This is a genomic window from Silvania hatchlandensis, assembly GCF_025564065.1.
Taxonomy (GTDB): Bacteria; Pseudomonadota; Gammaproteobacteria; order Enterobacterales; family Enterobacteriaceae; genus Enterobacter; species Enterobacter hatchlandensis.
On sequence record NZ_JAMGZK010000048.1, the window covers coordinates 55,328 to 67,728 of the forward strand.

At 56.8% G+C, this 12,401-nt stretch carries 14 protein-coding genes; 2 read left to right on the forward strand and 12 right to left on the reverse strand.

Going from position 1 to position 12,401, the window contains the following annotated elements:
- Nucleotides 1–30: 30 nt before the first annotated feature.
- Nucleotides 31–840 (forward strand): nitrite transporter NirC, encoded by an 810-nt coding sequence (gene nirC, locus M8014_RS11425; RefSeq protein ID WP_271282556.1) that lies wholly within the window; start codon nt 31–33, stop codon nt 838–840.
- Nucleotides 841–851: 11 nt separating this feature from the next.
- Nucleotides 852–2,225: a siroheme synthase CysG gene (cysG, locus tag M8014_RS11430; RefSeq protein ID WP_271282557.1), complete on the forward strand. Its 1,374-nt coding sequence runs from the start codon at nt 852–854 to the stop codon at nt 2,223–2,225.
- A gap of 77 nt (nt 2,226–2,302) precedes the next feature.
- On the opposite strand, the gene trpS is transcribed toward cysG, so the two are convergent.
- The 12 genes from trpS to M8014_RS11490 all read right to left on the reverse strand — a co-directional run bounded on the left by trpS (nt 2,303) and on the right by M8014_RS11490 (nt 12,329).
- Nucleotides 2,303–3,307: a tryptophan--tRNA ligase gene (gene trpS / locus M8014_RS11435; protein WP_271282558.1), complete on the reverse strand. Its 1,005-nt coding sequence runs from the start codon at nt 3,305–3,307 to the stop codon at nt 2,303–2,305.
- On the reverse strand, nt 3,300–4,061 hold the full coding sequence (gph, locus tag M8014_RS11440) for a phosphoglycolate phosphatase (RefSeq protein ID WP_271282559.1): 762 nt from the start codon (nt 4,059–4,061) through the stop codon (nt 3,300–3,302). Before gph ends, trpS begins: the two co-directional genes overlap by 8 nt.
- Nucleotides 4,054–4,731, reverse strand: a complete 678-nt coding sequence (gene rpe / locus M8014_RS11445) for a ribulose-phosphate 3-epimerase (RefSeq protein WP_271266538.1) — start codon at nt 4,729–4,731, stop codon at nt 4,054–4,056. Before rpe ends, gph begins: the two co-directional genes overlap by 8 nt.
- A gap of 41 nt (nt 4,732–4,772) precedes the next feature.
- Complete coding sequence (dam, locus tag M8014_RS11450; RefSeq protein WP_271282560.1) at nt 4,773–5,585, reverse strand: adenine-specific DNA-methyltransferase; 813 nt, start codon at nt 5,583–5,585, stop codon at nt 4,773–4,775.
- A 67-nt stretch (nt 5,586–5,652) separates the two neighbouring features.
- Nucleotides 5,653–6,972, reverse strand: a complete 1,320-nt coding sequence (damX, locus tag M8014_RS11455; protein WP_271282561.1) for a cell division protein DamX — start codon at nt 6,970–6,972, stop codon at nt 5,653–5,655.
- A gap of 92 nt (nt 6,973–7,064) precedes the next feature.
- Entirely contained in the window at nt 7,065–8,153 is a 1,089-nt protein-coding gene (gene aroB, locus M8014_RS11460; RefSeq protein WP_271282562.1) for a 3-dehydroquinate synthase, read from the reverse strand.
- A 57-nt stretch (nt 8,154–8,210) separates the two neighbouring features.
- Nucleotides 8,211–8,732, reverse strand: a complete 522-nt coding sequence (aroK, locus tag M8014_RS11465) for a shikimate kinase AroK (RefSeq protein ID WP_006177873.1) — start codon at nt 8,730–8,732, stop codon at nt 8,211–8,213.
- Nucleotides 8,733–9,027: 295 nt separating this feature from the next.
- Nucleotides 9,028–10,263 (reverse strand): DNA uptake porin HofQ, encoded by a 1,236-nt coding sequence (gene hofQ, locus M8014_RS11470; protein ID WP_271282563.1) that lies wholly within the window; start codon nt 10,261–10,263, stop codon nt 9,028–9,030.
- A complete protein-coding gene (locus tag M8014_RS11475) occupies nt 10,178–10,576 on the reverse strand; it encodes a HofP DNA utilization family protein (protein WP_271282564.1) in 399 nt (132 codons plus the stop codon). Before M8014_RS11475 ends, hofQ begins: the two co-directional genes overlap by 86 nt.
- Nucleotides 10,566–11,027, reverse strand: a complete 462-nt coding sequence (locus M8014_RS11480; protein WP_271282565.1) for a HofO family protein — start codon at nt 11,025–11,027, stop codon at nt 10,566–10,568. Before M8014_RS11480 ends, M8014_RS11475 begins: the two co-directional genes overlap by 11 nt.
- The gene (locus tag M8014_RS11485) at nt 11,011–11,550 is read right to left on the reverse strand and encodes a PilN domain-containing protein (protein WP_271282566.1); all 540 of its coding nucleotides are present in this window, start codon (nt 11,548–11,550) and stop codon (nt 11,011–11,013) included. The genes M8014_RS11480 and M8014_RS11485 overlap by 17 nt, the downstream gene beginning before the upstream one ends.
- Entirely contained in the window at nt 11,547–12,329 is a 783-nt protein-coding gene (locus M8014_RS11490) for a DNA utilization protein HofM (RefSeq protein ID WP_271282567.1), read from the reverse strand. Before M8014_RS11490 ends, M8014_RS11485 begins: the two co-directional genes overlap by 4 nt.
- Nucleotides 12,330–12,401: the final 72 nt, after the last annotated feature.

Sequence of the window (12,401 nt, forward strand, 5' to 3'; positions counted from 1 at the left end):
TTTTATTTTTTAATTATTCAGGATAATCATATGTTTACAGACACTATTAATAAGTGTGCGGCTAATGCTGCGCGTATTGCACGCCTCAGTAAAAATAGTCCTCTCGGCTTTTGGGTCAGCTCTGCAATGGCGGGGGCCTATGTCGGCCTTGGGATTATTTTAATTTTCACCCTCGGCAACCTGCTTGACCCGGCGATTCGTCCGCTGGTGATGGGTGCCACGTTTGGCATCGCGTTAACCCTGGTCATTATCGCCGGATCTGAACTGTTCACCGGCCACACCATGTTCCTGACCTTTGGTGTCAAAGCGGGCACCATCACGCAGGGTCAGATGTGGGCCATTCTGCCGCAAACCTGGCTGGGTAATCTGGTCGGCTCTGTGTTTGTTGCCCTGCTGTACAGCTGGGGCGGCGGTAGCCTGCTGCCGGTGGATACCAGCCTCGTTCACACCGTCGCACTGGCAAAAACCTCCGCACCGGCGATGGTCCTGTTCTTTAAAGGCGCACTGTGTAACTGGCTGGTGTGCCTGGCAATCTGGATGGCAATCCGTACTGAAGGTGCCGCAAAATTCATCGCAATCTGGTGGTGTCTGCTGGCCTTTATTGCCTCCGGCTACGAGCACTCCATCGCCAACATGACCCTGTTTGCACTCTCCTGGTTCGGTCATCATAGCGAAGCGTACACGCTGTCAGGTATTGGCCATAACTTGCTGTGGGTAACGCTTGGCAATACCCTTTCTGGGGTTGTATTTATGGGCTGGGGTTACTGGTATGCTACCCCGAAAGCGGAGCGTCCGACTCCTGCAACCATCGCAACCATTCAGGCGAAAGCCAACCAGTAAGAGGTAATGTCGTGGATCACCTGCCAATATTCTGTCAATTACGTCATCGCGACTGCCTGCTCGTAGGGGGTGGCGATGTGGCTGAACGCAAAGCCCGCCTGTTGTTAGAGGCAGGTGCCCGACTCACCGTGAATGCCCTCGCCTTTGCCCCGCAGTTTACGGCATGGGCGCAGGAAGGAATGCTCACCCTCGTTGAGGGTGAGTTCAACGAATCCCTGCTCGATACCTGCTGGCTGACCATTGCAGCCACCGACGACGATGCGGTCAACCAGCGCGTCAGCGATGCCTGCGAAGCGCGGCGCATCTTCTGCAACGTGGTGGATGCCCCGAAAGAGGCGAGCTTTATCATGCCGTCGATTATCGACCGCTCGCCGCTGATGGTGGCCGTCTCCTCCGGCGGAACGTCGCCGGTGCTGGCGCGTCTGCTGCGTGAAAAGCTGGAAGCCATCCTGCCGCAGCACCTGGGAAAAGTGGCCCACTTTGCCGGGAAGTTACGCCCTCGTGTGAAGCAGCAGTTTGCGACCGTTGGCGAACGCCGCCGCTTCTGGGAAAAGTTCTTTGTGAACGATCGGCTGGCCCAGTCGCTGGCGAATGAGGATCAGAAGGCGGTGGACGACACCACCGAGCAGCTGCTGGCTGCCCCGCTCGATCACCGCGGAGAAGTGGTGCTGGTGGGCGCAGGTCCGGGCGATGCGGGTCTGTTAACCCTGAAGGGTCTGCAGCAGATCCAGCAGGCGGATGTGGTGGTGTATGACCGCCTGGTCTCCGATGACATCATGAACCTGGTGCGCCGCGATGCGGATCGGGTGTTTGTCGGCAAGCGTGCAGGCTATCACTGCGTGCCTCAGGAAGAGATTAATCAGATCCTGCTGCGTGAAGCGCAAAAAGGAAAACGGGTGGTGCGTCTGAAAGGCGGCGATCCGTTTATCTTCGGACGCGGCGGCGAGGAGCTGGAAACCCTGTGTCATGCGGGCATTCCGTTCTCGGTGGTGCCTGGCATTACGGCTGCATCGGGCTGTTCCGCCTATTCCGGTATTCCGCTGACCCACCGTGACTACGCCCAGAGCGTGCGTCTGGTTACCGGCCACCTGAAAACCGGTAGCGAGCTGGACTGGCATAACCTGGCCGCTGAAAAACAGACCCTGGTGTTCTACATGGGCCTGAACCAGGCTGCCACCATTCAGGCTAAGCTGCTCGAACATGGCATGGATGCAGAGATGCCGGTTGCGCTGGTCGAAAACGGTACCTCCATCAAGCAGCGCGTGGTGAGTGGCGTCCTGACTCAGCTCGGTGAGCTGGCCCAGCAGGTTGAAAGCCCGGCGCTGATCGTGGTCGGCCGCGTGGTGGCCCTGCGCGACAAGCTCAACTGGTTCTCTCATCACTAAGCCAGCCTGAACCTGACGCATTTTTGAGGCATAAAAAAAACCGGGAATTTCCCGGTTTTTTTACGTCTGGCTTTCGCTTAAGGCTTCGCGACAAACCCGATTGCTTCGTACACCGCTTTCAGGGTTTCAGAGGCGCGCGCACTGGCTTTCTCAGCGCCATCTTTCATTACTTTCTGCAGGAAGGCTTCGTCATTACGGTACTGGTTATAGCGCGCCTGCAGCTCGGTCAGCATGCCGGAAACCGCCTCAGCCACTTCGCCTTTCAGATGCCCATACATTTTGCCTTCGAAGTGCTGTTCCAGCTCTGGAATGCTCTGTCCGGTGACGCCGGAGAGGATATCCAGCAGGTTAGAAACACCCGCTTTGTTCTGCACGTCGTAACGCACCACCGCTGGCTCGTCAGAATCAGTCACCGCACGCTTGAGCTTCTTCACGACCGCTTTTGGATCTTCCAGCAGGCCGATCACGTTGTTGCGGTTATCGTCCGACTTGGACATCTTCTTGGTCGGCTCCAGCAGGGACATCACGCGGGCGCCGGACTTCGGAATAAACGGCTCTGGCACCTTGAAGATGTCGCCGTAAATGGCGTTGAAGCGCTGGGCAACATCGCGGCTCAGCTCCAGATGCTGCTTCTGGTCTTCACCAACTGGCACCTGAGTGGTCTGATACAGCAGAATGTCAGCAGCCATCAGCACCGGGTAGTCAAACAGACCGGCGTTGATGTTCTCGGCATAACGGGACGATTTGTCCTTGAACTGGGTCATACGGCTCAGTTCGCCGAAATAGGTATAGCAGTTCAGCGCCCAGCCCAGCTGTGCATGCTCGGGAACGTGGGACTGAACGAAAATGGTGCTTTTCTCAGGATCGATACCGCAGGCCAGATACAGCGCAAGGGTGTCGAGCGTTGCTTTACGCAACTGCTGCGGATCCTGGCGCACGGTAATGGCGTGCTGGTCAACGATGCAGTAGATACAGTGATAGTCATCCTGCATGTTCACCCACTGACGCAGCGCACCCATGTAGTTGCCAATAGTCAGTTCACCTGAGGGCTGTGCGCCACTAAATACGATGGGCTTAGTCATTTTTCAATTCCTGATTTTCACTGTGCGAAAGCCCGAGCACGGGCAGTAAATCTTTGAAGTGGTCGAAGATAAAATCCGGCTCACTCAGCGTTATGGACTCACCGTAGTTGTAGCCATAGGTCAGGCCTACGGACGGGCAACCTGCAGCCCTGGCCGCCAGAATATCATTGCGCGAATCGCCAACAAAGAGCAGCGCGTCAGGCGTTAAGGATAATTTTCCTGCCACCAGCAGCAGCGGTTCCGGATGCGGCTTCTTGTTCTGCACGTCATCGCCGCCAACAATCACGGAGAAATACTTCGCGATATCCAGCGCTTCCAGCAGCGGGGCGACAAACGCAGTCGGTTTGTTAGTGACCAGCGCCAGCGGCATGCCGCTGCTGTGCAGCGCGCTCAGCGTGCCGGCCACGTCAGGGAACAGGAAACTGCCCTCTTCTACCGTCTGCTCATAGAAACGGTTAAACAGCTTACGCAGCAGGCGAACCTGCTCTTCCTGCGGAATATCGGCATGATCGACGCCCGCTTTGCCCTGCGCCGAACGCTGGATAGCACGTTCCTGACGCGACCAGCTTAACGCGCGCTCCATCAGCACGTCTGCACCGTTGCCAATCCACGTCACCACGCGATCTTCACCCGCAACCGGCAGCTCCAGCGCATACAGCGCCTGATCAACCGCGCTGGTTAAGCCCGGTGCGCTGTCAACCAGCGTCCCGTCGAGGTCAAACGCAACGCCCCGAATTGCCTGCAAATTATCCATGACTTACCTTCGCCAGTTCACTGCGCATTTCATCAATGACTTTTTTGTAGTCCGGCTGATCGAAAATAGCCGAGCCCGCCACGAACATATCCGCGCCGGCTGCTGCGATTTCGCCAATATTGTTCACCTTCACGCCACCATCCACTTCCAGACGAATGTCGTAGCCGGACTCGTCGATACGGCGGCGCACTTCGCGCAGCTTATCCAGCGTCTGTGGGATGAATGACTGACCGCCAAAGCCCGGGTTCACGGACATCAGCAGGATCACGTCCAGCTTGTCCATCACGTAATCGAGATAGCTCAGCGGCGTAGCAGGATTAAACACCAGTCCGGCTTTACAGCCGTGCTCTTTAATCAGCTGCAGGGTGCGGTCAACGTGTTCAGAGGCTTCAGGATGGAAGGTAATGATGCTGGCGCCCGCGGCGGCAAAATCCGGCACGATGCGATCAACCGGTTTGACCATCAGGTGCACATCGATCGGCGCGGTCACGCCATACTTGCGCAGTGCCTTCAGCACCATCGGGCCGATAGTCAGGTTAGGGACATAGTGGTTATCCATAACGTCGAAATGAACGACATCCGCACCGGCCGCCAGCGCTTTCGCGGTGTCTTCGCCCAGACGGGCAAAATCAGCCGACAGAATTGAGGGGGCAATCAAATACTGTTTCATCCGCATCTCCTTGAACTGTGTTTAACGGCGGGCGAAACGGCTCAGGGCAGATAGAGAGCCAGCAGTTCGTCCACCTTTTTACGTGTACCGCCGTTGCTGCTGATGCTGCGCCGGACTTTAACCTGGAATTGCGCTGCAGCTTTGTACCATTCGCGCGTATCAGGCGTGTCGTGATTCGAAATTAACACCGGAATTCTTTTGCTGACCAGCTTTTCTGCCATTTCTGCCAGACGCTCCTGCTCGGCAGGGCTGAAGCTGTTGGTATGATAAGCGGTGAAGTTCGCCGTTGCAGACAGAGGGGCATACGGTGGGTCACAGTAAACTACCGAGTTAACGTCAGCGTGGGCCATACACTCTTCATACGAAAGACAATGGAACTCCGCATTCTGCGCTTTTTCAGCAAAGTGATACAACTCAGCCTGAGGAAAATAAGGACGCTTGTAGCGACCAAACGGCACGTTGAATTGACCACGCAGATTATACCGGCACAGGCCATTGTAGCCATGGCGGTTGAGGTAGAGGAACAGCAACGCACGCCGGAACTTATCCTGGCTCTGATTAAACTCAGCGCGATACTGGTAGTAAACGTCCTGGTTGTTGTTCTCTGGGGTAAACAACTTCCGCGCTTCATCGACGTACTCATCGGTACGCTGCTTAACGATGTTATAGAGATCGATAAGGTCGCTGTTGATATCCGCAAGGATATAACGGGAATAATCGGTATTGAGAAATACCGATCCCGCACCAACAAACGGCTCTACAAGGCACTCGCCTGGCGGCAGGTGTTTTTGAATATCATCGAGCAGGGGGTATTTCCCCCCTGCCCATTTCAGAAAAGCGCGATTTTTTTTCATGCTGACTAACTAATTACACCTTCTCCGGCTGTGGAGAAAGCTCCGACAGCATCCTGCGCTTCACAGATTACTTCAAATCGGACTGAACCTGACGGATCGGTTTCGCCCACGGATTTTTCGCCTGAACATCGGCTGGCAGTGTTGCAACAGCACGTTTCGCTTCGTCTTTCGAGCCATACACACCGCTGACCAGCACGTACCAAGGCTGACCATTACGGGTAGTCTCGTAAACCACGAAGTTTTTCAGGTTCGACTTCTTCGCCCAGCTGTTCAGGTTGTCGTAGCTGGAAGAACTGCTCAGCTGCAGCGTGTAGTTGCTGGAAGGCGCTGATTTCAACGAACCCACGTTCCCCGCAGTTTTACCGGTGCTGGCAGCTGCCGTCGGCGCGGATGCAGCCGGAGCGGTTGCCGTCGCAGCTGGCGCTGTCGTCGCTGTCGCTTTAGGTGCCGTTGCCGTTGCCGTTGCCGTTGCCGTTGTAGCAGGCGCCGTGGCCGGTACGCGAGTCACGGTTTCTGTGTGTTTCGGCTGAGCAACCGCTTTTGGCTCTTCCGCTTTCGCGACCGGCTGCGGTTTCACTTCACGCTTCGGCTCAATAACCGCCTGCTTGCGTTCCTGAGTGGCGGCCGGTTTGGTCTGACGCGGCGTAGACTCTGTTGCGGTCGCTGCATGCTGCTGGCTGGCAGCACCACGAATTGGCGCAACGGTCGCAGGCTCGGTTGGCAGCGTGGAGTTCACCACCACGTTATTCACCTGTTCCTGATTCTGCGGCTGGGTCAGGGCATTGTTCAGGTCGCCCTGAACTTCAACGCGCTGCTGACCCTGCGGAGTCGCGGGTGCCTGGCCCTGAGTCGGCGTCGACGCTACAGGCGGCAGAGAAATCTCCTGCTGGGTATTTCCGGCGGTATTTTCTGCAGATGTGGTGCCTGGCGCAGGCTGAGTGCTGCCATTGGCCTGATCGGCAGTATCACCGGAAAGATTGATGCTCTTCTCAGCGGACGCCGTTTGCTCGGTTGGGGCTGACGGCGCTTTGAGGGCGGAGCCGATGCCGATAATCAGCAACAGCAGCACCAGTATGCCGAGACCCATCATGATGTACTGACGCGAGGCGGGCTTCGCCGCAACGGCTTTACGCTTACGTGGGCGACGCTCAACGGCCTCTTCGTCCACTAACTCCTCATCGGACGCATAATCATCTTCTTCACGTTCAACACGCTCTTCACGAACAGGGCGGCTACGCGATGGACGCTGGTCATCGGTATCCAGATCAACTTCATCAAAGTTGATTTGCGGTTCGTTATCACGTTCAGAAGACTGACGAGTACGACCACCAGTACGACGATCGCTGGGATCGGGTTTCAGCTCGTCTTCTGGTTTGAATTCATCCATTTAACACCCCACTCAAAGGCTTATGCCTACGACTTTGCATTTCACCTGAAGCAAAATGGCTACGTTTTATCGCAGCCAGACCTTTCTAATTTTTACGCTTGCTGGCAATCAGCAATAGCGCCAAGAACGACGTCGTGCGGGACACCGCTACGGACTTCACTCTTACCTACTGCAAGCGGGAGCACCAGTCGCATCTCGCCTGCCAATACTTTTTTATCGCGCAACATATGCGGCAAATAGGCTTGCGCTGACATTTCGCGCGGCCCGGTCACCGGTAACCCGGCGCGTTCAAGCAGCGTGATAATGCGCTGCGTCTCAGCCGGTGTGAACTGACCCAGGCGCTCCGCGGTGCGCGCGGCCATCACCATGCCCGCCGCGACAGCTTCACCGTGCAGCCAGTTGCCGTAGCCCATTTCGGCTTCAATGGCGTGGCCATAGGTATGCCCAAGATTCAGTAAAGCACGTAAGCCGGTTTCGCGCTCGTCTGCGGCAACGACTTCGGCTTTCAGCTCACAGCAACGGCGAATACAGTACGCCATCGCCTGACCATCAAGACGCAACAGGGCATCCATATTCTCTTCAAGCCAGCTAAAGAACTCGCCATCCAGAATAATGCCGTATTTGATCACTTCCGCCAGGCCAGAGGCCAGCTCGCGCTGAGGCAACGTTTTCAGACAGTCGAGATCCACCACCACCGAAGCGGGCTGGTAGAAGGCGCCTATCATGTTTTTACCCAGCGGATGATTGACGGCGGTTTTGCCGCCAACAGAAGAGTCGACCTGCGACAACAGCGTGGTGGGGATCTGAATAAAGCGCACGCCACGTTGATAGCTTGCTGCCGCAAAACCCGTAAGATCGCCGACAACACCGCCGCCTAAGGCAAGCAGTGTAGTGTCGCGACCATGCGGTTTTTGCAGTAATGCGGTAAAGACGGTATCCAGTACCGTCAGGCTTTTATACTGCTCGCCATCAGGCAGAATCACACTGTCGACCTTCACGCCAGCCTGTTCAAGCTGCTGACGCACTTTGTCGAGATAAAGCGGAGCCAATGTCTCATTGGTGACCAGCATTGCCTGATCACCCGCTTTCAGTGGTAAGAAGGAAGCTGGGTCGTTAAACAAACCAGCCGCGATAGTGATAGGGTAACTCCGTTCCCCGAGAGTAACTGTAATCCTCTCCATAACGCGACATCCACCTTAAATGCTTTTACCCGCAGGCGAGTGTATATAAAGCCAGAATCAGTTGCTTTCCAGCATATTAATAATCTGGTTTGCGACCACTTTAGCGCTCTGGTCATCGGTGCGAATGGTGACGTCAGCAATCTCTTCGTACAGCGGATTGCGTTCCCCAGCCAGGGCTTCCAGAACTTCACGTGGAGGCGTCTCAACCTGCAGCAACGGGCGTTTCTTATCACGCTGCGTACGCGCCAGCTGTTTTTCGATGGTCGTTTCGAGATAGACCACCACACCGCGGGCGGAGAGACGGTTGCGAGTTTCGCGAGATTTTACAGAGCCGCCGCCAGTCGCCAGCACAATGCCCTGTTTTTCCGTAAGTTCATTAATGACTTTTTCTTCTCGGTCACGGAAACCCTCTTCGCCTTCTACATCGAAGACCCAGCCCACATCAGCTCCGGTTCGTTTCTCAATCTCTTGATCAGAATCGTAAAATTCCATATTGAGTTGTTGAGCTAACTGACGCCCAATAGTGCTTTTGCCGGCACCCATAGGCCCAACCAGAAAGATATTGCGTTTCTCTGCCATTTTTTCGGTACTACTAAGACTATTCGTTAATGGTAAACCCGCTTCGCCGATACCTGGCGAACAGGACATGAACTGAAACCTCATATGCGATAGAGCGAGAGTCAGACTAAAAATTATCTCAGCACTCCGGCTTGTTTGGCAATAGATTAAATCACCAGACCTGCCGCTTAAGACATTCAGGGTGCAAGATTGCGTAAGCTGATTCTCAAATCGGTACTCCTTGTATGCTAATTCATGCCTCACGTCAAACATCTGCAACAAACTGAATGCAAAATCACGTAAGGGATTGTGCACCTTATGGCGTAGCAACCAGACGAGGGGTGATAAAAACCACCAGCTCGCGGCGCTCGTTATCTTTCCCCTGATGGCGGAACAGCTGCCCCAGCAAGGGGAGACGACTTAATCCTGGTACACTTTCATTTTTAGTTTTGTGCTTCTGAGAAAAAATACCGCCTAAAGCCAGCGTTTCACCACTTTTGACCTCGACCTGGGTCTCGATTTCCTGCTTATCAATCGCCATGGTTTCACCATCGGCCTGTTTCAGGACTTCACCCGGAGTGTTCTCGCTGATCCGCAGCTTCAGGCGTACGCGCCCCTTGTCCAGCACCACCGGCGTCACTTCCATCCCTAGCACCGCCTCTTTAAACTCCACCGATGTGGCGCCGCTTTCACCGCTGGAGACCTGGTAAGGGATTTCCGTGCCCTGCTTAATGCTGGCAGGTTGCATATGTGATGCCAACAGCCGCGGGCTGGCGATGATATCGACCTGCTGCTTTTGCTCCAGCGCCGAAAGCTCGAGATCCAGCAAGCGGCCATTGATGCGGCCAATATTAAACCCGATCTGCGTGGTGGCATTGCTCACCGCAAGATTGCTGCTCAGTGTGGTCACCTGCCCCGGGCTGCCGGGGTTGTCCGCCTGCGCCAGATTCCACTTCACCCCCAGCTCGCGCAGGCTTTTCTCACTCATAGTGACGATATGCGCGGCCAGCTCCACTTGAGCGACAGGTAAATCCATCTGCGCCACCCAATGCTCCAGTGCATCCAGCGCCGCCCGGCTGTCGCGCACCAGCATTCGGTTGGTGCGTTTGTCCACCGCCAGGCTGCCCTTCGGACTCAGAAGCTTTTCTGCGGCGGGCAGCAAATCCCCGGCATCGGCATAAGAAAAAGGAAAGCTGCGTGCCTCCAGCGGGGCGTTGAGCTGCCTTTTAACCTTCTCGGCTTCCTTCTGAACCTGCTGCTGTTGTTGCCAGGCGACAGTGTGGATATAAAAAATCCCCTCCTGCTGGCGCATGGTTAGCCCCGCACTGGTTACGACCGTCCGTAGCGCCTGTTGCCAGGGGACGCGCGTCAGGCGAAGGGAGACGCTGCCGCTGACGTCCGGGGCAATAATCATGTTGCGGTTCTCCTGCTCCGCCAGCGCCTGCAGAAGCTGGGCAACCGGCACATCATCGACCACCAGCGTCACGGCTGCGGGAGGTGCTGCCAGCGTTTGGCTGGCGAGGAGCAGCAGTGCGACTATCCCTGTCTTCATGTTGTTTCGTTCCTTGTCGTTGCCATCGCCATAACGGCGGTTCACATTTCCCGAGCGTGTCGATGACCAGCTCCTGTTCATTCAGCGCCGCAACGCGCCCGCCCGTCGGCAGCGTTTCACCGTGGCGTACACGCAGCCAGCGCGCCTGTTCGTCCCTGACAATGCCAACCGGGACCGGCCCCATCACTATCCCGGCATACTGCCACTGGCTCAGCGCGGCATCGGGACAGCGCGATTCCGGCACCTTAAACGGATCGCGCATCCCGAGAAGCAGCGGCAGCAGTAGTAACAGCCAGCCCTGTTTACCCTGCATCCTGTCGCTCCAGCTGCATTACTATCTGGAGGGTTTCTCGCTCTGGCTGGATGCTAAAACGCCCCACTGCCACATCGCGCTGTGCGAGGGTGACAAAGAGCGCAGGAATCTGCGCCCAGGTGGCTTCAACCACCAGCTCCCCGCCTGCGTTACCGGGCTGCCAGCGAACCAGACGCAGCTCAGGCGCATCAAATTCCAGCGGTGAAAAAGGCCGAACCATGCCAGCGGAGACGGGTTCAGCGGCTGGGGTGAGCTTACGCACCGACGCCCATAGCCGAGCGTTGGCGTCCGCATCCTGCACACGCTGCGCCTGAAATACCGCATTCTGCCGATCCCGCTCACGCATCTGCGTACCTGGCACGCCGAGCAGCAGCAGAGCCGAGCTCAGGATCCAGCCCAGGCAGCGCCAGCGTGGGGTCATTGCCCACCAGCTGTCAGGATGGATCCGCATCGGTCAGCTCCTTGCGGGTAAGCGAATAAGCAAACTGCCAGCGCCCCTGCGCATCCTGGCGCATCTCGCCCGGCGCACCGAGCGTAAAGCCCGGGAACTGGCGCAGCGCCGTCTCGAATGCCTCAACCGCAGGGAGCGTGGCAGCATACCCCTGCAGATGGAGGGTGGACTGTTGAAAGCGCAGCGTTGCCAGCCATGCCCGATCCGGTATCGCGCCGCTTAAGGCGATTAGCGTGGGCTCCCAGGCCTGGGTAGTGGCTTTTTGCTGCGCCCAGCGCTGTTGTTGCTGACGCTGGGCAAGTAACGCCGTCGCCTGCTTATGACGTTGTTCAAGCGCCTGATGCAGCACCCGATCGCTGGCCTGCCATAGCCCTGCTGTGCGCAACGTCAGGTGCGAACTGACCCGACCGCCGACGAAGAGCAGCAAAGCCAGCAGCAGCGAGCCCGCAAACAGCAGCCCCCAGAAGCGCAGGCAGCCGCGTTTTTGCTGCTGACGCCACGGCAGAAAATTGGCGGTTCTCATGCGAATGTGTCTCCCATCGCCAGCGCCAGCGCGACGCTGAAGTCAGCTCCATGCTCAGGCAAAGGCGGCTGGCTGCGGTTGAGGATGCTCCAGGGATCGAAGCGGCCCGCCTCACAACAGACAATCTCTTCGACCTGCAGCGCCAGCAGTGCGGCCAGATGCTCTACGTCGGGCGCATCGGCCAGCTCGCGTCTGCCCCACTGATGGCGCATCGCCCACAGCCACTGGTCCTTATCGCGCCAGGCGATACACTGGGCCGGCGCAGTCAGAAAGGGGAGAAAATGCGCCAGCGCCCCGGCATCGGGGGCAATTGCTGCCAGCTGCAAACGCAGCTCACGGGCCAGCTCCAGCAGAGTTGAAATCTCTTTATTCTGCGCAGCGGTCACGCGAAACGTCTGGCTGAAGGTATCTTCTGCGTAGTCGAAACGCAGCGCATCGGGAGCCATGTCGAGTTCACGGCTCATCGCCGAGGTGATCCAGGCAACCTGTTCGCTGTCGCGCAGGGTCATTGCCGGACGGGGGAGTGTCCGTTGAATAGTGCGGGACGCCGGAAAGGCGAGGTATATTCGGTGGTAGTGGGGCAACATCTGCCGCCATTCACTCAGTGTCGCAGTCAGTTGTTCAGGCTTAAGAATTTGCCCCTCGCAAACGGTGCCCACCGCCAGCGGAAGCTGCCACCAGCGGCGCAGACTCCACCCCGCTTTTTCACGTACCAGCGCGACAGCCAGAATCTTATCCTGTTGAATATGAACGCCTGTATGCCATGTTTTAAACGCCATGTTTCACGATCTCCTTATCGTCGCTGGGGATGACGGCTCTATCAATGATTCAGGCTTGCCTTTATACTACCG

What these genes read in the sequence shown, in the direction of transcription:
- aroK (WP_006177873.1), bottom strand. Translation starts at nt 8,732, where the DNA reads ATGGCAGAGAAACGCAATATCTTTCTGGTTGGGCCTATGGGTGCCGGC.
- trpS (WP_271282558.1), bottom strand. Translation starts at nt 3,307, where the DNA reads ATGACTAAGCCCATCGTATTTAGTGGCGCACAGCCCTCAGGTGAACTG.
- gph (WP_271282559.1), bottom strand. Translation starts at nt 4,061, where the DNA reads ATGGATAATTTGCAGGCAATTCGGGGCGTTGCGTTTGACCTCGACGGG.
- M8014_RS11490 (WP_271282567.1), bottom strand. Translation starts at nt 12,329, where the DNA reads ATGGCGTTTAAAACATGGCATACAGGCGTTCATATTCAACAGGATAAG.
- nirC (WP_271282556.1), top strand. Translation starts at nt 31, where the DNA reads ATGTTTACAGACACTATTAATAAGTGTGCGGCTAATGCTGCGCGTATT.
- M8014_RS11485 (WP_271282566.1), bottom strand. Translation starts at nt 11,550, where the DNA reads ATGAGAACCGCCAATTTTCTGCCGTGGCGTCAGCAGCAAAAACGCGGC.
- M8014_RS11480 (WP_271282565.1), bottom strand. Translation starts at nt 11,027, where the DNA reads ATGCGGATCCATCCTGACAGCTGGTGGGCAATGACCCCACGCTGGCGC.
- aroB (WP_271282562.1), bottom strand. Translation starts at nt 8,153, where the DNA reads ATGGAGAGGATTACAGTTACTCTCGGGGAACGGAGTTACCCTATCACT.
- dam (WP_271282560.1), bottom strand. Translation starts at nt 5,585, where the DNA reads ATGAAAAAAAATCGCGCTTTTCTGAAATGGGCAGGGGGGAAATACCCC.
- rpe (WP_271266538.1), bottom strand. Translation starts at nt 4,731, where the DNA reads ATGAAACAGTATTTGATTGCCCCCTCAATTCTGTCGGCTGATTTTGCC.
- hofQ (WP_271282563.1), bottom strand. Translation starts at nt 10,263, where the DNA reads ATGAAGACAGGGATAGTCGCACTGCTGCTCCTCGCCAGCCAAACGCTG.
- damX (WP_271282561.1), bottom strand. Translation starts at nt 6,972, where the DNA reads ATGGATGAATTCAAACCAGAAGACGAGCTGAAACCCGATCCCAGCGAT.
- M8014_RS11475 (WP_271282564.1), bottom strand. Translation starts at nt 10,576, where the DNA reads ATGCAGGGTAAACAGGGCTGGCTGTTACTACTGCTGCCGCTGCTTCTC.